Source organism: Pseudomonas sp. X4, assembly GCF_040784925.1.
GTDB lineage: Bacteria > Pseudomonadota > Gammaproteobacteria > Pseudomonadales > Pseudomonadaceae > Aquipseudomonas > Aquipseudomonas putida_Z.
This window is the reverse complement of record NZ_CP160798.1, coordinates 5150031-5172435: the sequence shown is the minus strand read 5'-3', so window position 1 is coordinate 5172435 and position 22405 is coordinate 5150031. Positions and strand designations below refer to the sequence as shown.

At 64.8% G+C, this 22405-nt stretch carries 19 protein-coding genes; 16 read left to right on the top strand and 3 right to left on the bottom strand.

All coding sequences use genetic code 11. The features are described from left to right. Positions 1-1587, top strand: coding sequence for an ABC-F family ATPase (locus ABX298_RS22990; RefSeq protein ID WP_025338972.1), 1587 nt, complete (start codon positions 1-3; stop codon positions 1585-1587). Between the two features lie 549 nt (positions 1588-2136). Next, positions 2137-3330: an MFS transporter gene (locus tag ABX298_RS22985; RefSeq protein WP_286101821.1), complete on the top strand. Its 1194-nt coding sequence runs from the start codon at positions 2137-2139 to the stop codon at positions 3328-3330. On the opposite strand, the gene ABX298_RS22980 is transcribed toward ABX298_RS22985, so the two are convergent. Then, complete coding sequence (locus ABX298_RS22980) at positions 3292-4338, bottom strand: alpha/beta hydrolase family protein (RefSeq protein WP_367393693.1); 1047 nt, start codon at positions 4336-4338, stop codon at positions 3292-3294. The genes ABX298_RS22985 and ABX298_RS22980 overlap by 39 nt on opposite strands. Before the next feature lie 200 nt (positions 4339-4538). On the opposite strand from ABX298_RS22980, the gene yghU reads away from it, so the two are divergent. The 6 genes from yghU to ABX298_RS22950 all read left to right on the top strand — a co-directional run bounded on the left by yghU (position 4539) and on the right by ABX298_RS22950 (position 11864). Then, positions 4539-5381 (top strand): glutathione-dependent disulfide-bond oxidoreductase, encoded by an 843-nt coding sequence (yghU, locus tag ABX298_RS22975; protein ID WP_025338969.1) that lies wholly within the window; start codon positions 4539-4541, stop codon positions 5379-5381. 265 nt (positions 5382-5646) lie between these two features. Beyond that, a complete protein-coding gene (locus ABX298_RS22970; protein ID WP_075045118.1) occupies positions 5647-7350 on the top strand; it encodes an amidase in 1704 nt (567 codons plus the stop codon). A 184-nt stretch (positions 7351-7534) separates the two neighbouring features. Continuing rightward, entirely contained in the window at positions 7535-8209 is a 675-nt protein-coding gene (locus ABX298_RS22965; protein WP_137163803.1) for a transcriptional regulator, read from the top strand. Then, a complete protein-coding gene (locus tag ABX298_RS22960) occupies positions 8206-9123 on the top strand; it encodes a pyridoxal-phosphate dependent enzyme (RefSeq protein WP_317410037.1) in 918 nt (305 codons plus the stop codon). The genes ABX298_RS22965 and ABX298_RS22960 overlap by 4 nt, the downstream gene beginning before the upstream one ends. Before the next feature lie 367 nt (positions 9124-9490). Then, a complete protein-coding gene (gene nspC, locus ABX298_RS22955) occupies positions 9491-10588 on the top strand; it encodes a carboxynorspermidine decarboxylase (protein ID WP_013972889.1) in 1098 nt (365 codons plus the stop codon). Positions 10589-10619: 31 nt separating this feature from the next. Then, the gene (locus ABX298_RS22950; protein ID WP_003248123.1) at positions 10620-11864 is read left to right on the top strand and encodes a saccharopine dehydrogenase family protein; all 1245 of its coding nucleotides are present in this window, start codon (positions 10620-10622) and stop codon (positions 11862-11864) included. A 143-nt stretch (positions 11865-12007) separates the two neighbouring features. Here ABX298_RS22950 and ABX298_RS22945 read toward each other — a convergent pair whose 3' ends face one another. Both ABX298_RS22945 and ABX298_RS22940 read right to left on the bottom strand, forming a co-directional pair. Further along, positions 12008-13054, bottom strand: coding sequence for a class I SAM-dependent methyltransferase (locus tag ABX298_RS22945; RefSeq protein ID WP_075045114.1), 1047 nt, complete (start codon positions 13052-13054; stop codon positions 12008-12010). Between the two features lie 120 nt (positions 13055-13174). Next, positions 13175-14038, bottom strand: a complete 864-nt coding sequence (locus ABX298_RS22940; protein WP_367393692.1) for a type 1 glutamine amidotransferase domain-containing protein — start codon at positions 14036-14038, stop codon at positions 13175-13177. A gap of 118 nt (positions 14039-14156) precedes the next feature. Between ABX298_RS22940 and ABX298_RS22935 the strand changes: the two genes are divergently transcribed. From ABX298_RS22935 to ABX298_RS22900, 8 genes are all read left to right on the top strand, one after another. Continuing rightward, positions 14157-15092: a LysR family transcriptional regulator gene (locus tag ABX298_RS22935; RefSeq protein WP_286101878.1), complete on the top strand. Its 936-nt coding sequence runs from the start codon at positions 14157-14159 to the stop codon at positions 15090-15092. A gap of 48 nt (positions 15093-15140) precedes the next feature. Then, the gene (locus ABX298_RS22930) at positions 15141-16478 is read left to right on the top strand and encodes a UDP-glucose/GDP-mannose dehydrogenase family protein (protein WP_075045112.1); all 1338 of its coding nucleotides are present in this window, start codon (positions 15141-15143) and stop codon (positions 16476-16478) included. Continuing rightward, positions 16466-17440 (top strand): NAD-dependent epimerase/dehydratase family protein, encoded by a 975-nt coding sequence (locus ABX298_RS22925; protein ID WP_075045111.1) that lies wholly within the window; start codon positions 16466-16468, stop codon positions 17438-17440. The genes ABX298_RS22930 and ABX298_RS22925 overlap by 13 nt, the downstream gene beginning before the upstream one ends. Positions 17441-17474: 34 nt before the next feature. Next, positions 17475-18218, top strand: a complete 744-nt coding sequence (locus ABX298_RS22920; protein ID WP_075045110.1) for a glycosyltransferase family 2 protein — start codon at positions 17475-17477, stop codon at positions 18216-18218. Beyond that, entirely contained in the window at positions 18215-18487 is a 273-nt protein-coding gene (locus ABX298_RS22915; RefSeq protein WP_025338958.1) for a lipid-A-disaccharide synthase N-terminal domain-containing protein, read from the top strand. Before ABX298_RS22920 ends, ABX298_RS22915 begins: the two co-directional genes overlap by 4 nt. 3 nt (positions 18488-18490) lie before the next feature. Then, positions 18491-20011 carry an ArnT family glycosyltransferase gene (locus tag ABX298_RS22910; RefSeq protein WP_367393691.1) on the top strand — a complete coding sequence of 507 codons (1521 nt, stop codon included), beginning with the start codon at positions 18491-18493 and terminating at the stop codon, positions 20009-20011. A 335-nt stretch (positions 20012-20346) separates the two neighbouring features. Continuing rightward, positions 20347-21567 (top strand): putative DNA modification/repair radical SAM protein, encoded by a 1221-nt coding sequence (locus ABX298_RS22905; protein WP_075045108.1) that lies wholly within the window; start codon positions 20347-20349, stop codon positions 21565-21567. Further along, positions 21558-22400 carry a TIGR03915 family putative DNA repair protein gene (locus ABX298_RS22900; protein ID WP_367393690.1) on the top strand — a complete coding sequence of 281 codons (843 nt, stop codon included), beginning with the start codon at positions 21558-21560 and terminating at the stop codon, positions 22398-22400. Before ABX298_RS22905 ends, ABX298_RS22900 begins: the two co-directional genes overlap by 10 nt. The last annotated feature ends 5 nt before the right edge of the window (positions 22401-22405 follow it).

Below are 22405 nucleotides of genomic sequence, written 5' to 3'. Positions count from 1 at the left end.
TTGATTTCTACCGCCAACATCACCATGCAGTTCGGCTCCAAGCCGCTGTTCGAAAACGTTTCCGTCAAATTCAACAACGGCAACCGCTACGGCCTGATCGGCGCCAACGGTTGCGGCAAGTCGACCTTCATGAAGATCCTCGGCGGTGACCTGGAGCCGTCCGGCGGCCAGGTCATGCTCGAGCCGAACACGCGCCTGGGCAAGCTGCGCCAGGACCAGTTCGCCTACGAGGAATTCACCGTGATCGACACGGTGATCATGGGCCACGGCCAACTGTGGAAGGTCAAGGCCGAGCGCGATCGCATCTACTCGCTGCCGGAAATGACCGAGGAAGACGGCATGGCCGTCGCCGAGCTGGAAACCGAATTCGCCGAGATGGACGGCTACACCGCCGAATCCCGTGCCGGTGAACTGCTGCTGGGCCTGGGTATTCCGCTGGAACAGCACTTCGGCCCGATGAGCGAAGTGGCACCGGGCTGGAAGCTGCGTGTCCTGCTGGCCCAGGCGCTGTTCTCGGACCCGGATGTGCTGCTGCTCGACGAGCCGACCAACCACCTGGACATCAACACCATCCGCTGGCTGGAAACCATCCTCACCGCGCGTAACAGCACCATGGTGATCATTTCCCACGACCGGCACTTCCTCAACAGTGTCTGCACCCACATGGCCGACCTGGACTACGGCGAACTGCGCGTATTCCCGGGCAACTACGACGAGTACATGACCGCTGCCACCCAGGCCCGCGAGCAGCTGCTGTCGGACAACGCCAAGAAAAAAGCCCAGATCGCCGAACTGCAGACCTTCGTCAGCCGCTTCTCGGCCAACGCCTCGAAGGCCAAGCAGGCCACCTCGCGGGCCAAGCAGATCGACAAGATCCAGCTGGCCGAGGTCAAGCCGTCGAGCCGGGTGAGCCCGTTCATCCGCTTCGAACAGACCAAGAAGCTGCACCGCCAGGCCGTCACCGTCGAGAAAATGGCCAAGGCCTTCGACGACAAGGTGCTGTTCAAGGACCTGGGCTTCACCATCGAGGCTGGCGAGCGCGTGGCGATCATCGGCCCCAACGGTATCGGCAAGACCACCCTGCTGCGCACCCTGGTCGGTGAAATGACCCCGGACAAGGGTGAAGTGAAGTGGACCGACAGCGCCGAAGTGGGCTACTACGCCCAGGACCACGCCCACGACTTCGAAGACGACATGACCCTGTTCGACTGGATGGGCCAGTGGACCTCCGGCGAGCAGGTGATCCGCGGCACCCTCGGGCGCATGCTGTTCTCCAACGACGAGATTCTCAAGTCGGTGAAGGTGATTTCCGGTGGAGAGCAAGGCCGCATGCTGTTCGGCAAGCTGATCCTGCAGAAGCCGAACGTGCTGGTGATGGACGAGCCGACCAACCACCTGGACATGGAATCGATCGAGGCGCTGAACCTGGCGCTGGAAAACTACCCGGGCACCCTGCTGTTCGTCAGCCACGACCGTGAGTTCGTGTCGTCGCTGGCCACGCGCATCATCGAGCTGTCGGCTGATGGCGTGGTGGACTTCAGCGGTACCTACGACGATTACCTGCGTAGCCAGGGTGTAGTGGTCTGATTGATGCGGCGGCCTGGCCATCTTGTATGGCTGGGCCGGCCTCTTCGCGGGTAAACCCGCTCCCACAGGGACTGTGTAGCACTTGAGGCCTATGCAAATCCTGTGGGAGCGGGCGAGCCCGCGAATGACGATTACCTGCGTAGCCAGGGTGTAGTGGTCTGATTGATGCGGCGGCCTGGCCATCTTGTATGGCTGGGCCGGCCTCTTCGCGGGCATGCCCGCTCCCACAGGGACTGCGTAGCATTTGAGGCCTATGCAAAATCCTGTGGGAGCGGGCGAGCCCGCGAATGACGATTATCTGCGTAGCCAGGGTGTAGTGGCATCTTGCATGGCTGGGCCGGCCTCTTCGCGGGCACGCCCGCTCCCACAGGGACTGCGTAGCACTTGAGGCCTATGCAAATCCTGTGGGAGCGGGTTCACCCGCGAAGAATCCACCGCCGATCCCACAGGCTGGCACTGCCCGACGAATAATTCGTTAGCCTGCTTTCATTTCCTTCGCGCAACGGCCATGATGGGACCACGCCCAACCGCCCGCCCGCGAACGAGCCCATGACCGCGCAACAACCCGCCCCCGCCAGCAACACGCTGCAAATTACCCTGCAGATCCTGTCGATCGTTTTCTACACCTTCATTGCCTTCCTCTGCATCGGCCTGCCGATCGCCGTGCTGCCCAGCCATGTGCACGACCAGCTGGGGTTTGGCGCGGTGGTCGCTGGGCTGACCATTGGCCTGCAATACCTGGCCACCCTGCTCAGCCGCCCGTTTGCCGGGCGCATCGCCGATACCTTGGGGGGCAAGCAGGCCATTCGCTTCGGCTTGCTTGGGATTGCCGGCTGCGGGGTGTTGACCCTGCTATCGGCCTGGACCCTGACGCTACCGCTGCTGAGCCTGGCGCTGTTGCTCGGCGGGCGCCTGCTGCTGGGCATCGCCCAAGGGCTGATCGGCGTGGCCACGCTGAGCTGGGGCATCAGCCAGGTCGGGCCCGAGCACACCGCCAGGGTGATTTCCTGGAACGGTATCGCCTCCTATGGCGCCATCGCCATTGGTGCCCCCTTGGGTGTACTGGCCGTGGACGGGCTGGACTTCAGCGTGCTGGGGCCGGCATTGCTGGTGCTGGCGGTATCGGCCCTGCTGGTACTGCGCAAGCGGCCGGACGTGGTGGTGGTGCGTGGCGAGCGCCTGCCCTTCTGGTCGGCCTTCGGCCGGGTCGCACCCTGTGGCCTGGGCCTGACCCTGGCCTCTATCGGCTACGGCACCCTGACCACCTTCGTCACCCTGTATTACCTGGAGCGCGGCTGGGCGGGCGCGGCCTGGTGCCTGAGTGCCTTTGGCGTGTGCTTCATCATTTCCCGGCTGCTGTTCGTCAACGCGGTCAACCGTTTTGGTGGCTACAACGTGGCGGTCGCGTGCATGGCCACCGAAGTGCTCGGCCTGAGCCTGCTGTGGCTGGCACCATCGCCGCCGTGGGCGCTGATCGGTGCCGGGCTTACCGGTTTCGGGCTGTCGCTGGTGTACCCGGCGCTGGGAGTGGAAGCGATCAAGCAGGTACCCAGCAGCAGCCGCGGCGCAGGGCTGGGTGCCTACGCGGTGTTCTTCGACATGGCCCTGGCCATCGCCGGGCCGGTGATGGGCGCGGTGGCCGCGCACCTGGGTTATGCCTCGATCTTCTGCGTGGCCGCCCTGCTCGCCCTGGCGGGTGTCGGCCTAACGCTGTTGCTGGCGCGGCGCGCCGCTCGCGGCTGAACGCTCGGCCGGCTGCGGCGCGCCCAACGCCTGGCTGAAGAACACCGCGGCTTCACGTTGCAGGGAATGGTGGATGTGCCGACGGTCCACGCCTGCGGCATCCTTGCACAGCGCCGGCATCCGTACGGACTGCTCGGCATCGCAATGGGCCATGAACACGAAGTGGCCGGCGCCGGCCAGCAGGCGATAGTCCGGTGTGACCGGCAATTTGCGGGCCAGGGCTTCGGCGTTGCGGTCCACCGCCACCAGCTGGTCGCTGTCGCCACTGTAGATCAGCGCCGGCACCTGCACCCCGGCCAAGGCATGGCGCCCGAACAGCAGGCTGAGCGGCGCCATCAGCATCACCGCCCCCACCCGCTGGTCGGCCTCTGGCACCAGCTCGCTGCGGTCGGCAATCAGTACGCCGTGGGTCTTGCAGGCGTCGGCGTCGTTCGGGCGCTCCAGACAGTACTTGCGCAGGCGGTCCAGGTCGGGGCGCGCGCCTGAGAGGATCAAGGCGGTTTCACCACCGGCCGAGTAGCCGATCACCCCAACCTTGCCACCGTTCAGGTAGGGCCCCAGCAAGGCATCTTCGCGGGCGGCCGTAATCGCGGCACTGACTTGCAGCGGCCGGCCATACAGGTTGCTCAGGGTGCCCAGGCGGCTGTGGTCGCGGGCGTTGTCGCCGGGGTGCACCACCGCCACCACGATAAAGCCCTGGCGTGCCAGCGACGTCGCCAGGTAGTGCAAGGCCAGCGGGCTGCCGGTATTGCCGTGGGACAGCACCAGCAACGGGAACTGGCCCAACGCTACCGGCGCCTCCTCATTCACGTCGATCGGGTAGCCGTCTATCCGGCTGCTGCGGGTATTGCCAATGGCCGGGTAGAACGCCAGCGCCTGCATGGGCCGCGCGTCGACCGGGTCGGCCAGGGTCATGTGGTGCAGGCCGGCAACCCAGGGCGCAGCCTCGGCGTTGGCCAACAAGCTGCCGAACAGGGCCAGCGCCAACACGCAGCGTGGGAGAGTCATCGGCCGGCGGTTCCTTGCAGGGCGAAGAGATAGCCCAGCATAGAACCGGCCTGGGCTGCACCGGATGAAACCTGGATGAAAGCGAAGTCATGCACTTCACGCCCGCGCCCTATGCATTTGCGCTTTTCGTCGAACCCGTGGCATAGATGCAGGTCCACGTCTCTACGTGACCGTTTCGCGCCAATGAAGGAGATTCATGCATGAGCAAGCCCGCCTACGTGCCACCCAAGGTCTGGCGCAACGACGCAGCGTCCGGCGGCCAGTTCGCCAGCATCAACCGCCCGGTTGCCGGCCCGACTCACGACAAGGACCTGCCGCTGGGCAAGCACCCGCTGCAGCTGTACTCCCTGGCCACGCCCAATGGCGTCAAGGTCACCATCGCCCTCGAAGAGCTGCTCGCGCTGGGCCACCCGGGCGCCGAATATGATGCCTGGTTGATCCGCATTGGCGAGGGTGAGCAGTTCTCCAGCGGCTTCGTCCAGGTCAACCCCAACTCGAAGATCCCCGCCCTGCTCGACCGCAGCGTCGAGCCGCCGGTGCGGGTGTTCGAGTCGGGTTCGATCCTGCTGTACCTGGCGGAAAAGTTCGGTGCCTTGCTGCCGAAAGCGCCAGCTGCACGCACCGAAAGCCTGAACTGGCTGTTCTGGCAAATGGGCGCGGCGCCATACCTGGGCGGCGGCTTTGGCCACTTCTATGTGTATGCGCCGGAAAAGTTCGAGTACGCGATCAACCGCTTCACCATGGAAGCCAAGCGCCAGCTGGATGTGCTCGACCGGCGCCTGGCCGAAAGCCGCTACCTGGGCGGCGAGGAATACAGCATCGCCGACATTGCCGTGTGGCCGTGGTATGGCCAGCTGGTGCGCGGCAACCTGTATGGCGCGGCGGAGTTCCTGGCGGTGGACGAGTACCCACATGTGCAGCGCTGGGCCGAGGAGATTGCCTTGCGCCCGGCGGTGCAGCGTGGCACACGGGTGAACCGGACCTGGGGGGATGAGGCCAGCCAGGTGCCGGAGCGGCATGCAGCGGCAGACCTGGACGGTTGACGCGGCACCCTTGTGGGAGCGGCCTTGCGTCGCGAAAGGGGTGCGAAGCGCCCCCAGGGTCTTCGTATCACAGTGAAATCATTGGGGCCGCTTTGCGGCCCTATCGCGACACAAGGCCGCTCCTACAGGGTTCGCGCCGGGCTTGGGAGGCCCGACAATGCCCGCCTGCAAAAAACCATTTGCCCCCGCGCAAACCTGCGCCCGCCAAGCCCTTCTTGTACACTCCTCGCATTAGCCCCCACCTGCACATTTTTTTGGTGAACGCATGATCGAGGTAACCGAGGTTTCCATTGCCGAGCTGCGCGACGCGCTCGAATCGGGCCGCACGACGGCGGTCGAGCTGGTCCAGGCCTACCTGGCGCGCATCGATGCCTACGATGGCGCCGACACCGCCACTGCCCTGAACGCCGTGGTGGTGCGCAACCCCGAGGCGCTGAAAGAGGCCGAAGCCTCCGACGCCCGTCGCGCCAAAGGCCAGGTCCTGAGCCCGTTGGACGGCATCCCCTACACCGCCAAGGACAGCTACCTGGTCAAAGGCCTGACCGCTGCCTCCGGCAGCCCGGCCTTCAAGGACCTGGTGGCCCAGCGCGACGCCTTCACCATCGAACGCCTGCGCGCCGCCGGCGCCGTGTGCCTGGGCAAGACCAACATGCCGCCCATGGCCAACGGTGGCATGCAACGCGGCGTGTATGGCCGCGCCGAAAGCCCGTACAACGCCAACTACCTGACCGCACCGTTCGCCTCGGGCTCGTCCAACGGTGCCGGCACCGCCACCGCCGCCAGCTTCAGTGCCTTCGGCCTGGCCGAAGAAACCTGGTCCAGCGGCCGTGGCCCGGCGTCCAACAACGGCCTGTGCGCCTATACCCCGTCGCGCGGGGTGATTTCGGTGCGTGGCAACTGGCCGCTGACACCGACCATGGACGTGGTGGTGCCGTATGCCCGCACCATGGCCGACCTGCTGGAAATCCTCGACGTGGTCGTAGCCGACGACGCTGACAAGCGCGGCGACCTGTGGCGCCTGCAACCTTGGGTGCCAATCCCGGCGGCTTCGACGGTGCGCCCGGCTTCGTACCTGGACCTGGCCGTGGATGCCAGCGCGCTCAAAGGCAAGCGCTTTGGCGTGCCACGCATGTACATCAATGCCGATGCCGAGGCCGGTACTTCCGAGAAGCCTGGCATCGGCGGCCCGACTGGCCAGCGCATCAACACCCGCGCCACGGTGATCGACCTGTGGCAGCAGGCCCGCCAGGCACTGGAGGCGGCTGGTGCCGAAGTGCTGGAAGTGGACTTCCCGCTGGTGTCCAACTGCGAGGGCGACCGCCCGGGCGCACCGACCGTGTACAACCGCGGCATCGTCAGCAAAGAGTTCCTGCATGACGAGCTGTGGGAGCTGTCGGGCTGGGCCTTCGACGACTTCCTGCGCGCCAACGGTGACCCCAGGCTCAACCGCCTGGCCGATGTCGACGGGCCGCAGATCTTCCCCCACGACCCGGGCACCCTGCCCAACCGTGAGGACGACCTGGCCGCTGGCATGGACGAGTACGTCAACATGGCCAAGCGTGGCCTGAAGACCTGGGACCAGATCGAAACCCTGCCCGACGGCCTGCGCGGCCTGGAGCAGACCCGCAAGATCGACCTGGAAGACTGGATGGACAACCTGGGCCTGGACGCGGTGCTGTTCCCCACCGTGGCCGACGTGGGCCCGGCCGATGCCGACGTCAACCCGGCATCGGCGGACATCGCCTGGAGCAACGGTATCTGGGTGGCCAACGGCAACCTGGCGATCCGTCACCTGGGCGTGCCGACCGTGACCGTGCCGATGGGCGTGATGGCCGATATCGGCATGCCGGTGGGGCTGACCTTTGCTGGCCGGGCTTACAGCGACAATGCGCTGCTGAGCTTTGGTGCGGCCTTCGAGGCGACCGGGTCGCGTCGGATGATCCCACCACGCACCCCGGCCCTGGGCTGAGGGTTAAAGGGGCCGCTTTGCGGCCCATTCGCGGGTAAACCCGCTCCCACAGGTTCACCACAGGTATTGAATACCGTGATGTCCCTGTGGGAGCGGGTTTACCCGCGAATGGGCCTGGAAAAGCAAATCGCCTAATTCAACTTTATGTGTAAAAATACACAAAACGTTGATTTTGCGATCTGCCATGCCTATCACCCCAAGCGAAGAACGCCAACTCACCCTCACCGTCCTCAAGGCCGCCATCCAGGCCCTGGGCAGCGTTGCCGCGCGCAACATGGAAATCCTCCTGCACGACCTCGACCACCCGGAACACTCCGTGGTGGCGATCGTCAACGGCCACCTTTCTGGCCGCAGCGTCGGTAGCCCGATCCTCGCCGCCCCGGAACAGGACCAGGGTTTCAAGGCACTGATGCAGGCCTCGGCCGATCAGCACGGCTGTGAGCCGGTGGTGCTGCCCGATTACCCCACCACGCTGAAGGGCCGCACGCTGCGCAGCGCCACGGCGATCTTCCGAGACAGCAACGGCCACCCCTTCGCCAGCCTTTGCGTCAACACCGACGTCACCGGCCTGGATGCTGCCATGAACTTTCTTCAGCAGTTCCAACCGCTGGGGGCCACACCTGCCGTCAGTGAGCCCGCCGACATGGAACTGCTGATGAGCGAGATAATCCAGGCATCCCTGCAGCGCAGCGGCCAGGGGCGGATGAACAAGCAGGCCAAGGTCGAGGCCGTGCGCGTGATGCAGGAGCGTGGCCTGTTCATCGTCAAGGGCGGCGTGGAAAAGGCCGCCAGCGCCCTGGGTGTGACCCGCTACACCGTTTACAACTATCTCGAGCAACTGCGCGGTGCCAGCCAATGACCTTGCATATTCATACCCCCCTGATCGAATCCCGCCCGCTGTCGCTGGCCGCGGGCAGCAACGTCTGGCTCAAGCTCGATGCACTGCAGCCCTGCGGCTCGTTCAAGCTGCGCGGCGTGGGCCACGCCTGTGAGGTGCACCATGCCCGTGGCGCGCGGCATTTCGTGTCTTCCTCGGGCGGCAACGCCGGCCTGGCAGTGGCCTATGCCGGGCGCAAGCTGGGCGTGCCGGTGACCGTGGTAGTGCCCGAGACCACCACCGAGCGAGCCAAGGACCTGCTGCGCCTGGAGGGCGCCAAGTTGGAGGTGCATGGCAGCTCCTGGCAAGAGGCCAACGCCCTGGCGCAGACCTTGGTCAGCCCGGATGACGCCTTCATTCACCCATTCGACGACCCGCTGCTGTGGGCCGGGCATGCCAGCCTGGTGGATGAAGTCGCCGAGGCCGGCGTGAAACCAGATGCCGTGGTGTTGTCGGTAGGCGGCGGTGGTTTGCTCAGTGGTGTGGTCGAGGGGCTACAGCACAACGGCTGGGGCGATGTGCCGGTGCTGGCGGTGGAAACCGAGGGCGCGGCATCGCTGCATGCGGCCATGCAGGCGGGGCATTCGGTGGAGCTGGAACGTATTGCCTCGGTGGCGACCTCGCTGGGGGCCAAGCGTGTGGCTGACCAGGCGCTGGTGTGCGTGAAGGAGCATCCGGTGCACAGCCACCTGGTCACTGACCGCGCGGCGCTGGAAGCCTGCGAACGGTTCCTGCTGGACCATCGCGTGCTGGTGGAGCCTGCCTGTGGGGCGGCTTTGGCGTTGGCCTATGCACCGGGCGCCCTGGCGCAGTACCAGAATGTGCTGGTGGTGGTTTGTGGCGGGGCAACTGCCACGCTGGAGCAGATCCAGGCGTGGTTGCAGCAGGTTGATTGAGGTTGCCTGTACCGGCCTCTTCGCGGGTAAACCCGCTCCCACAGATTGGACTGCACAGGATTGAAGTAGCAACAGGACTGTGCAAGGTTTGAAGCAAGCGCAATCCCTGTGGGAGCGGGTTCACCCGCGAACACGGGCGTAGCCCGTGCCATCCAGCACAGAACGTTGCTCATCGGATTCTCCTTGCGGCACCCGGTTGCTGATTACGATAGTCACATGCCGCTGTTCTACTGAGCCCGCCGCAACCGGAAAAACCTCTCGCAACAGCGTCAACCACGACGAAATGCGTAACCCACCCTTTCGGTCTGCGGCAAGTGAAGGCACAATGCGTGTCCTTTTTTTGGCCGGCCTGGCCGGGGGCCTTTAAATGATCAAGACGCCGTACTACCTCATCGATAAAACCAAGCTGCTGGGCAACATGGAGAAGATCGCCTACGTGCGCGAACACTCCGGTGCCAAGGCGCTGCTCGCCCTCAAGTGCTTTGCCACCTGGTCGGTCTTCGACCTGATGCAACAGTACATGGACGGCACCACCTCTTCGTCGCTGTACGAGCTCAAGCTCGGCCGCCAGAAGTTCGCCGGCGAAACCCACGCCTACAGCGTGGCCTGGGCCGACGACGAGGTCGAGGAAATGCTCGAGAACTGCGACAAGATCATCTTCAACTCGATCGGCCAGTTGCAGCGCTTCGCCGAACAGTCCGAAGGCAAGGTCCGTGGCCTGCGCGTCAACCCGCAGGTCAGCAGCTCCGACTACCTGCTGGCAGACCCTGCCCGCCCGTTCAGCCGCCTGGGCGAATGGGACCCGGCCAAGGTCGAACAGGTGATCGAGCAGATCTCCGGCTTCATGTTCCACAACAACTGCGAGAACGGCGACTTCGGCCTGTTCGACAAGATGCTCACGCACATCGAAGAGCGCTTCGGTCACCTGCTGCACAAAGTCGAGTGGGTAAGCCTCGGTGGCGGCATCCACTTCACCGGTGAAGACTACGCGCTGGACGCCTTCTGCGCGCGCCTGAAAGCCTTCTCGGAAAAGTACGGCGTGCAGGTGTACCTGGAGCCGGGCGAAGCGGCCATCACCAACAGCGCCTCGCTGGAAGTGACCGTGCTCGACACCCTGTACAACGGCAAGCACCTGGCCGTGGTCGACAGCTCGATCGAAGCGCACATGCTCGACCTGCTGATCTACCGCCTCAACGCCAAGATGGCCCCCAACGACGGCGCGCACACCTACATGGTCTGCGGCAAGTCGTGCCTGGCCGGTGACATCTTCGGCGAATACCAATTCGATCGTCCGCTGGCCATCGGTGATCGCCTGTCGTTCGTCGACGCGGCGGGTTACACCATGGTCAAGAAAAACTGGTTCAACGGTCTGAAAATGCCATCCATCGTGGTCAAGCAACTCGACGGCAGCGTCGAAGTGGTGCGCGAGTTCGGTTTCGAAGACTACGTTTCCAGCCTGTCGTAAGACCGGCTTTCAGTAAGGAGCAAGGGATAAATTGAAGAAGAACGTTCTTATCATTGGTGCAGGAGGTGTCGCCAAGGTGGTGGCCCACAAGTGCGCGCAGCATAACGACGAACTGGGTCGTATCGCCATCGCGTCACGGAACATCTCCAAATGCCAGGCCATCATCGACAGCGTCAAGGCCAAGGGTAGCCTCAAGGTACCCGCCGACATCCAGGCCTTCTCGCTCAATGCCCTTGATGTCGAGGCAACCAAGGCGCTGATCCGCGAGACCGAATCGCAGATCGTGATCAACGTTGGTTCCGCCTTCCTCAACATGTCGGTGCTGCGTGCCTGCATCGATACCGGTGTCGCCTATCTGGACACCGCCATCCACGAAGAGCCGGGCAAGATCTGCGAGACCCCGCCGTGGTACGGCAACTACGAGTGGAAACACCTCGAAGAGTGCCAGGCAAAGAACATTACCGCCATTCTCGGCGTCGGTTTCGACCCGGGTGTGGTGAACAGCTACGCCAAGCTGGCGCAGCAACAGTATTTCGACAGCATTGACTCGATCGACATCCTCGACGTCAATGCCGGTTCGCATGGCAAGTACTTCGCCACCAACTTCGACCCGGAAATCAACTTCCGCGAGTTCACCGGGCAAGTGTGGAGCTGGCAGAACAGCCAGTGGACCAGCAACACCATGTTCGAGGTCAAGCGTACCGACGACCTGCCGGTGGTAGGTTCGCAGAACCTGTACCTGACCGGCCACGATGAAGTTCACTCGATTTCGAAGAACCTCAACGTGCCGAACGTGCGTTTCTGGATGAGCTTCGGCGAGCACTACATCAACGTGTTCACCGTGCTGAAGAACCTGGGCCTGCTCTCCGAGCAACCGGTGAAAACCGCCGAAGGCCTGGAAGTGGTACCACTGAAAGTGGTCAAGGCCGTGCTGCCGGACCCAGCCTCGCTGGCCCCGGGCTACACCGGCAAGACCTGCATCGGTGACCTGGTCAAGGGCACCAAGGATGGCCAGCCGCGCGAAGTGTTCATCTACAACGTGGCCGACCACGAAGAAGCCTACGCCGAGACCGATAGCCAGGGCATTTCCTACACCGCCGGTGTACCGCCAGTGGCTGCCGCCCTGCTGGTCGCCCGTGGCGAGTGGGATGCCAAGCGCATGGTCAACGTCGAGGAGCTGCCAGCCGAGCCGTTCCTCAAGGCGCTGGACGTGATGGGCCTGCCGACCCGCGTCAAGGATGAAAAAGGCGATCGTCCCTGGGACGCTGAAGCCTAAGCAGCAAGACAGAGGGGGCGCCATCGAGGCGCCCCCTCTGCTTTTGCAGGCCCGGCCTCTTCGCGGGCACGCCCGCTCCCACAGGTATTTCACAGGTCTGTGGGAGCGGGTTCACCCGCGAAGAGGCCGGCACAGGCTGACCTCTACTTCCGAGCCTCCAGGATCAGGTTGAACGGCGTCTGCGTCGCCCGCCGGAACCGGCCGAAACCCGCCTCCTCGAACACCGCCCGCAACCGCGCTTCCCCCGCTTGCGCACCCAGCCCCAACCCCACCTCCTGCGACAACGAGTTCGGCGTGCAGATAAACGTCGACGCCGCATAGAACAAGCGCCCGACCGGTGTCAGGTTGCCCTCCAGCGAATCCTCGGCATAAGGCTCCACCAGCATCACCGTGCCGTCGGCCTTCAACGCACGGTAGGCATGCTTCGCAGCCCCCACCGGGTCGCCCATGTCGTGCAGGCAATCGAAGAAGCACACCAGGTCATGGTCATGCCCCGGGTAGTCCTTGGCGCTGGCCTGCTGGAAGCTCACCCGCCCCGCCAACCCCGCCTCGCGCGCACGCTCGTTGGCGGTGGCGATGGAAGGCCCGTGGTAGTCGTAGCCGACGAAGGTGGATGCCGGGAACGCCTGGGCCATGACCAGCGTGGAAGCGCCATGCCCACAGCCCACATCCGCCACCTTGGCGCCCGCCTGCAGCTTGGCCACCACGCCCTCCAGCGCCGGCAGCCATTCGGCCACCAGGAAGGTGCGGTAACCCGGCCGGAAGAACCGTTCGGTGCCGCTGAACATGCAGGGGTGATGGTCGCCCCAGGCCAGCCCGCCATCGCCGCGCATGGCCGCGACCAGCTTGTCCTTGTCGTGGAACAGCGCGGCCACCACCGCCGCACCACCGGCCATATAGGCCGGGGAATCCTCCAGTGCCAGGGCCATGGCCTGCTCTTCAGGCAACACGAAACGGCCCTTGTCATGCACCATGTAGCCCGAGGCGGCCTGGGCGCTGAGCCATTCGCGCACCAGCCGCGGGTGGCAGCCGGTCTTTTCCGCCAGCGCCTCGGGGGTGGTCGGCTGGCTGTCGGCCATGGCCCGGTACAACCCCAGCTCGTCACCGAGAATGACGTTGGCCAAGGTCGCCGCCGCGCCCATGTCGCCCACCAGCTTGCCCATGAAGTCGTGAAGCCTTGCCTCGTCCATGACCTGCCCTCCTCTGCAAAGAAGGCCATCGCCAGCGAGGGACATCCGCTCCGGGGAGGCGGTGGTCGGTTGAATGGTATGGGCCTGCCGAGCGTTGCCCGATGCAGGCCACTTGTAAGTCTAGATGCCCTTATCCGCGGCCTTTGCCTGCCCGGCCAACTTTTCCAGCAGTACCTTGGCCAGCACCTTGTCCGAGAACGGGTTCTGCCCGGTGATCAGTTCGCGGTCCACCACCACATTGGGTTGCCAGGCCTTGGCGTAGCCCATGTCGCCCCCTGCCATTGCCATGGCGTTGGCCGGGTAGAACAACAGCCGCTGGTCCTTGAGCGAACCCTCGAACACCTGCTCCTCCGGGTCGGAGAAGATGGTCATCTTGTAACCCTTGTACAGCCAGTCATTGGCTGCCGGCTTTTCACCACGCGCCAGCGCCGACTGGTAGCTCGCCGGGTCTTGCTGGGCCGAGAGCAAGGCGATGGGGCCGTGGCAGATGGCGGCTGTGGGCTTGCCGGCCTGGTGGAAATGCCGCAGCAAGGCGCCCACGTCCGGGTTGTTGGCCAGGTCGATCAAGGGCGCATGGCCGCCGGGGATGAACAGCCCGGCATAGCGGCCCAAGTCACCTGCCAGGACCTCTTTCACCGACAGGGTATCGTCAATGCCCGGCAGGCCTTGCACGACTTTCTCGATCCGGCGCATCTCCACCGCATCACCGGCAAAGTAGCGCGGGTCAATCGAACGCTGGTCGACGCTCGGGGCATTACCTTCGGGGGTTACCAGCACCAGCTTGTAGCCAGCCTTGAGCAATTGGTCGGCAGGCACGCCGAACTCGTTGAGGTAGTAGCCAGTGGCGTAGCGCTTGCCGTCCTGCAGGGGCAGCTGGTTCTCGCTGGACAACAGCACCAGCACCTCTCCCTTGGGCGCAGCGTGGGCGCCGACGGCAAGCAGGGTGCTGGCAACAGCCAGGGCAAGCCGGGACATCTTGGTCATGCAACAATCTCCTGATCAGGCAAAGAGAGCCGTCCGCTCATGTCGGCGGGATGCGTTCATGCTAATGGCAAGGCTATGATTCGATAATTCGAAAGCTCTCATGTCTGCGATCCAGAAAATGAATATCTCCAGCAAGGACCTCAACCTGCTGTACCTGTTCCATGTGCTGTATCAGGAACGCAACGCCACCCTCGCCGCCCAGCGCATGGCGCTGAGCCAGCCCGCGCTCAGCCACAAGCTCAACAAGCTGCGCCATCAGTTTGGCGACCCGCTGTTCGTCCGCGCGCCCAGGGGCCTGACCCCGACGCCACGCGCCCACGAACTGGCGCCCGAGGTAGAACGCCTGGTAGTGGGCCTGGAAGGCTTCTATGAACGCTGCGAAGGGCAGGACTTTCTTGCCCGCCCTGCCCGCCTGCACCTGTACAGCACCGATTATGTAGAACAGACGCTGTTGCCCAGGCTGCTGCCGATCCTGCGCAGCCAGGCGCCGAACCTGACGCTGGTCACCTACAACACCCGTGGCCAGCTGCCTCGCGAAGAACTGGAGAAAGGCACCTGTGACCTGGCCGTTGCCGGGTTCTACACCGACCTGCCGGAAACCTTCCACCAACAGCGCCTGCTCACCGAACACTTCGTTGTGCTGGCCTCGCGCAGTCATCCAGCAGCGGACCAAGGCCTGGACCTCGATAGCTTCCTCGCCAGCGACCACCTGCTCACCACCCTAACCGGCGACCTCGATGGCCTGGTCGACCGCGCCTTGCGCAGCCAGGGCATGCAACGACGGGTCGTGGCTGGCCTGTCGAGCTTCGTGGCCCCCACGCGCCTGCTGCGCGGCACCGACCTGCTGCTCACCTGCCTGAGCTCGCTGGCCATCGAAGCCACCGAGCGTGATGACGACCTGCGCATGTACCCGCTGCCGCTGCCATTGCCCGCAATCGAGGTGATGCAGATATGGCATGAACGCACCCACGCCGACCCCTTGCGGCGCTGGTTCCGCCAGCAGCTGTGGAACGTCGCCCAGGAAGCAGCGGCCTGCGCAAGTAACAATATCTAAACAACGTTGTGACATTTTTTTTCAGCTTTCTCGCCAAGGAGCTGTCAAATGAAGGTCACGGTTTTCGGTACCGGCTATGTCGGCCTCACCCAGGCAGTGTGCCTGGCCCAGGTGGGGCACTCGGTGTTATGCATGGATGTCGACGCCGAGCGGGTCGCCAGCCTCAATGCAGGCCATTGCCCGATCTTCGAGCCCGGCCTTGCGCCGATGCTGGAGAAGAACCTGGCCTGCGGCCGCCTGCGCTTCACCACCGACGCCAGCGAAGCGGCCAACTACGCCAGGTTGCAGTTCATTGCCGTCGGCACCCCGGCACAGGCCGATGGCAGCGCCGACCTCAAGCACGTGTTCGCCGTGGTCGACAGCATCCTCGAACATGCCGACGGCCCCAAGCTGATCGTCAACAAATCCACCGCGCCGGTCGGCACGGTGCACCGCATCAAGGCGCGCATCGCCCAGGCCGTGGCCGATACCAGCCGCTTCCACGTCGTCAGCAACCCCGAGTTCCTCAAGGAAGGCTCGGCAGTCGATGACTGCATGCGCCCGGAGCGCATCATCATCGGTGGCGCGGAGCCTGCCGAGGTAGAGCTGCTGCGCGAGCTGTACCTGCCGTTCAGCCGCAACCGCGAAAAACTCATGGTCATGGATGCGCGCAGCGCCGAGCTGACCAAGTACGCGGCCAACTGCATGCTGGCGACCAAGATCTCGTTCATCAACGAAATCGCCAACCTGGCCGAGCACCTGGGCGCCGATATCGAAATGGTGCGCCGTGGTATCGGCTCGGACCCGCGCATCGGCTACGACTTCATCTATGCCGGCTGCGGTTTTGGCGGCTCGTGCTTCCCCAAGGACCTGCAAGCCCTGCGCCGCAGCGCCGAGGCCGAAGGCTTCGAGCCGCAGCTGCTGCGTGCGGTGGAGTCGGTCAACGAGCAGCAAAAGGGCCGGCTGTTCAGCAAGATCCAGCGCCACTACCCACGCGGCCTGCGGGGCAAGGTCTTCGCCTTGTGGGGGCTGTCGTTCAAGCCCAATACCAATGATATCCGCGAGGCCTCCAGCCGGGTCCTGCTGGAAGCGCTGTGGGCCGCCGGCGCGCGGGTGCAGGCCCATGACCCGCAGGCCATGGAAGAAATCCAGCGGCACTATGGCCCGCGCGCCGACCTGCAACTGGTGCCATGCAAGGACGATGCACTGCGCGGCGCCGATGCCCTGGTGATCGTCACCGAATGGCAGGATTACCGCGTGCTCAACCTGGACAAGGTGCCGCAACAGCTGGCCGACCGGGTGGTGTTCGACGGGCGCAACCTGTTCGAACCCGAACACATGGCCGCCGCCGGCCTGACTTACTACGGCATCGGCCGTGGCCAGGTGCAGCCAGCATGCCCGTACTGATTACCGGCGTGGCCGGCTTCATCGGCTACCACGTTGCGCGGCGCCTGTGCGAAGCAGGCATCGAGGTGGTCGGCATCGACAACCTCAATGCCTACTACAGCGTCCAGCTGAAGCTGGCGCGCCTGCAGCAGCTGTTCGGCTTTGCCAATTTCCGCTTCCACACCCTCGACATCGCCCACCCGAGCGAACTGCAACAGCTGTTCGCCGGCCAGGCGTTCAGTGAGGTGATCCACCTGGCAGCCCAGGCCGGGGTGCGCTATTCGCTGGACAACCCCGGCGCCTATGGCCAGGCCAACCTGGTCGGCTTTCTCAACATCCTCGAGGCCTGCCGCCAGCAGCCACCCCGCCACCTGATCTACGCCTCCAGCAGTTCGGTGTACGGCGCCAACGCCAAGCTGCCGTTCAGCGTCGACGACCCGGTCGAGCAACCGCTGTCGCTGTATGCCGCCAGCAAGCGCGCCAATGAACTGATGGCGCACAGCTACGCGCACCTGTACCAGCTGCCGACCACCGGCCTGCGCTTCTTTACCGTATACGGCCCCTGGGGCCGCCCCGACATGGCGCCGTTCAAGTTCACCCGCGCCATGCTCGAGGGCCGGCCGATCGAGGTCTACAACAACGGCCTGATGGGGCGCGACTTCACCTACATCGACGACATCGTCGAGAGCATTGTGCGCCTGCGCCTGAAGCCGCCACTGCCGGCCGAGGGGCAGCCGCCCTGCCAGCTGTTCAACATCGGCCGAGGCCAGCCGGTACGGCTGCTGCACTTCGTCGAATGCCTGGAGCATGCGTTGGGCATCAAGGCCCGACGCGACTACCTGCCGCTGCAAGCAGGTGATGTGCTGGAAACCTGGGCCGACGTCGGCTCGTTGGCACGCTGGATCGACTACACCCCCGGCACATCGCTGGAACACGGCGTCAACGCCTTCGTTGGCTGGTACCGGGATTTCTACCGGGTCTGAGCCGCGCAATCACAACAAGATCACAGGTAGCCTCATGACAGATCCACTTGACCTCTCGGTGCTCATTCCCGCCAGGAACGAGGTCGACAACCTGCCGTCACTCTTGATGGAAATACGCATCGCGCTGGCGGCTGAAGACCATGAAGTACTGGTGGTCGATGACGGCAGCAGCGACCGCACCCTGAGCGTACTGCTGCAACTGAAAAGCCAGGGATACACGCAACTGCGCATCCTCCGTCACGAGCGCTCGCTGGGCCAGAGCACCTCGCTGTGGCATGCAGCCCAGGCTGCGCGCGGGCGCTGGCTGGCGACCCTGGACGGTGACGGCCAGAACGACCCGGCGGACATCCCCGGCATGCTGGCCCTGGTGCGCGCCAACCAGGACCTGGCCGGCGGCGTCAAGCTGGTGGCCGGGCACCGGGTCAACCGCCGCGACAGCGCCAGCAAACGCTGGGCCTCGCGGCTTGCCAACGGCCTGCGCAGCCGCTTGCTCAAGGACGCCACGCCAGACACCGGCTGCGGGCTGAAACTGATCGAGCGCGCGGCCTTCCTGCGCCTGCCCTACTTCGACCACATGCACCGCTTCATCCCGGCGCTGATCCTGCGCCACAACGGCCGCATGCTGGTTCACCCGGTCAACCACCGGCCACGTCAGGCCGGGGTGTCCAAGTACGGCAACCTGGACCGCGCCCTGGTCGGCATCCTCGACCTGTTCGGGGTCTGGTGGCTGATCCGTCGCACCCGCCTGGACACGCGCCCCCAGGAGTTCGAAGGATGACCCGTGAAACCCTGTGGCTGGTCATCGGTTTCGCCGGCCAGGCCGTATTTACCGGGCGCTTCGTGTTGCAGTGGCTGTACAGCGAGTTCAAGCGCCGCAGCGTGATCCCGGTGGGCTTCTGGTACCTGAGCATGCTCGGCAGCGCGCTGCTGCTGACCTACGCCATCTATCGCCAGGACCCGGTGTTCATCATCGGCCAGAGCTTCGGCTTCCTGGTCTACCTGCGCAACCTGCAGCTGATCGCCCGCCACCAGGAACAGAAGGAATAGCCCTTGCCTAGGTTCAACACGCTCGGGGCCGAACGCCTGGCCCTGATTGCCCTCGCGGTGGTGCTGGTGGGTGCGGGTATCGGCTGGCGCCAGCCGATGAACGTGGATGAAGAACGCTTTCTCGGCGTCGCCCTGGAAATGCTGCAGAGCGGCAACTGGTTCATCCCGCACCGGGCGGCGGAAATCTACGGCGACAAGCCGCCGCTGTTCATGTGGACCGTGGCCCTGTTCAGCCACCTCACCGGCTCGCCCAAGGTTGCCCTGTACCTGCCAGGGCTGCTGTCGGCGGCGACCATTACCTGGGTGCTGCATGACCTGGGGCGGCGCCTGTGGAACCGACGCATCGGCGTGATCGCCGCCTTGTTGTTCCTGGCCACCTACCAGAGCTACAGCATCCTGCGCACCGGGCAGATCGACAGCTTCCTGTGCCTGTGGGTGGCACTGGGTTTCTACGGCATGCTGCGCCACTTGCTGCTCGGGCCGGCCTGGGGCTGGTTCTACCTGGCCTGCGCGGCGATGGGCCTGGGCATTATCAGCAAGGGCGTGGGCTTTGTCCCGGCGCTGCTATTGCTGCCCTATGCCTGGGCGGTGCGCCACCGCTGGCACGGGGTGGTGGCCATGCCCGGCCAGGGTTGGCGCTGGAGCCTGGGGCTGGCGTGGCTGCTGGCCGGTTGCGCGGTGTGGCTGCTGCCACTGCTGGTATCGATCGCCCATGGCGGTGGCGCGGCGGAGCTGGCCTATTTGAAGGAAATCCTGCTGCGCCAGACCGCCAGCCGCTATGCCAATGCCTGGGACCATCGCGAACCGTTCTGGTACTTCTTCGTCAAAGTCATCCCCAAATACTGGCTGCCACTGGTGCTGGCCCTGCCCTGGCTGGTACCGGCCTGGCGCCGGCAGCTGCAAAAACGCGACGGGCGCTTTCTGCTGCTGCTCGGCTGGGTGGTGCTGGTGCTGTTGTTTTTCAGCCTCAGCAGCGGCAAGCGCAAGCTGTATATCTTCCCGGCGCTGCCGGGCCTGGTGCTGGCCATCGCGCCGCTGCTGCCGTGGCTGCTCAAGCGCTGGCTGCAGCGCCGGCCAGCCTGGCGCAAGGCGTTCACTGCCGTGGTCCTGGCATGGTTCGCGCTGTGGTTCGCACGCGGCTTCGTCGAGCCGCTGAAGGAAGGCCGCAACCCGCATGAAACATTGATGAGTGAAGCCGCACGGGCCACCGGCGGCGCCGAGTTGGTGCTGGTCAACTGGCGCGAGGGGCATTGGCTGTTTGCCCGGCAACCCATCGTGCACTTCGGTTTCACCGGCCAGTCCAGGGCGGACACGGCCGCTTACTGGCTGCGTCACAACCCCACGGCCTTCGCCCTGGTACCGGCTTCGGAGCTGGGCCGCTGCTTCAGTGCCGACAAGGCACGCAGGCTGGGCGAGACCTCGCGCGCAGAATGGTATGTGGTTGGTGCCGATGCCGATAACGGCCAGTGCCAGGCCACGGCCCCCAGCCACGTGTATCACTTCGCCTGGGCGGGCTCGCCTTAGTGCCTGCCAGCGTTTCTGCAGGACTTCGCAGGCACGATTGCTCCCAAAGGTTTGGCGCCGAGCTCAAGCTACGCGCTAACCCTGTGGGAGCGGCCTTGTGTCGCGAAAGGGCCGCAACGCGGTCCCAGAATTGATGCGCAATAGTTGAAATTGCGGGGGCTGCTTTGCAGCCCTTTCGCGACACAAGGCCGCTCCCACAGGGGATCGCGCCACTTTTTCGGGGGCAGTCCAGGTTCCTGCCCGCCAAGATAGTCGGGCATGGCCGGCGCACAATCGCTTGCAATCCGTCACATCTCAAAATACTGTATGAATATTCAGTATCACAGGTCAGCCCCATGCAACTCATCGCCAAACTCGGCATCCTTGCCGATGCTGCCAAGTACGACGCATCCTGCGCCAGCAGTGGCGCACCCAAGCGCAACTCGCGCGGGGCTGATGGCCTGGGTGCTACCAATGGCATGGGCATCTGCCACAGCTACACTCCCGACGGGCGCTGCGTCTCGCTGCTCAAGGTGCTACTGACCAACTTTTGCCTCTACGACTGCCAGTACTGCGTCAACCGCCGCTCCAGCAACGTGCCACGCGCGCGCTTCAGCCCCGAGGAAGTGGTCCGGCTGACCCTGGACTTCTACCGGCGCAACTGCATCAGCGGCCTGTTCCTCAGCTCCGGCATCATCCGGTCTGCTGACTACACCATGGAGCAGTTGATCCGCGTGGCGAAGCTGTTGCGCGAAGAGCACGACTTCCGTGGCTACATCCACCTCAAGACCATCCCCGATGCCGACCCGTTGCTGATCGAAGAGGCCGGGCGCCTGGCAGACCGGCTCAGCGTCAACATCGAGCTGCCGACCGACGCCAGCCTGAAACGCCTGGCACCGGAAAAACAGGCGCACACCATTCGCCAGGCCATGGGCGTGATTCACCAAGGCCAGCAAGCCGTGGCCCACGAACCCAAGGCGCCGCGCTTTACCCCGGCCGGGCAAAGCACCCAGGTGATCGTAGGGGCCGACAGCACCGATGACAGCACATTGCTGCGCAATGCCGAATCGCTGTACCAAGGCTATGGCCTCAAGCGCGTGTACTACTCCGCCTTCAGCCCCATCCCTGACAGCCCCGGCAGCGTCCCCCTGGCCGCACCACCGCTGCTGCGCGAGCACCGCCTGTACCAGGCTGACTTCCTGCTACGTGGCTATGGCTACAAGGCCGGCGAGCTGCTGGGCCAGAGCGGCAACCTGGCACTGGACATCGACCCCAAGCTGGCCTGGGCGCTGGCCAACCGCGAAGTGTTCCCGCTGGACGTGAACCGTGCCGAGCCGGCGCTACTGGCGCGCATCCCCGGCATCGGCCTGCGCAGCGTGCAGCGCCTGGTAGCCCTGCGACGCGAACGGCGCATTCGCTACGATGACCTGATCCAGCTGCGCTGCGTGCTGGACAAGGCGCGGCCGTTCATTGTCACCAGCGACTACCGCCCGGCCCAGGCCGAGCTGCGCAGCGGCCTGCTGAGGGCGCGCTTGCGTGAGCCGCAGGCGCCGGTGCAGATGGGCTTGTGGGGATGATCGCGCTCGACTGCGACGGCCTGTTCGCCACCTGGCGTGACCAGGCCCGGGTGTTGTTGGGGCATGGCATCGACCCGTCGGAGGTGACTTGGGCGCAAGGGCCGGTGGCTGATTTGCTGGCCGTACCGACAGCGCTGCCGGAAGGCTGCGGTCCTTTTCGCGCCAAGGTGCCAGCGGCGCTGCTGAGCCAGCTGGAACAGGCCGCCCGCTACCGTGGCGAGCACCGCTGGAACCTGCTTTACGAGGTACTTTGGCGGGTGGCCCATGGCGACCGCACTGCAATGCTGGCGGGTGACCGACTGGGCAGCGAGCTGCAAAGACGGATCAAGCAGGTCAATCGCGAAGCGCACCACCTGCATGCGTTTGTGCGCTTCGTGCCACTACCCGAAGTATTGGCTGAACAGCTGCAACTCGACCTGGTGGCCTATCACGAGCCGGCGCATGACATTCTGGAAAGCGCCAGTGCGCATTTCGCCGACCGCCTGGGGCGTTTGCGCTGGATGATTGCCACGGCGCACGACGGCATACGCTTCGACGGCCAGGCATTCGACTACCAGCGCCAGTGCCCCGAGCCCTGGCGCCAGTGGGCCCGCAACGCCGAAGACCCTGGCGCCGAATTGTGGCGCACCTACTATCGCCATACCTTCAACCCTGCCCGCCTCAACCCCGACGCCTTGCGCCTGCACATGCCCGGGCGGTTCTGGCGTCATTTGCCGGAGGGCATGCTGATTCCGCAGCTCGAAGGCCTGGCTCGGCAAGGCAAGCAACGGGATGGCCAAGCCCTGGAAGTCGCCTCCCAGGCTGGCAAACAGATCAGCAAGCCCACACGGTAGTTGCG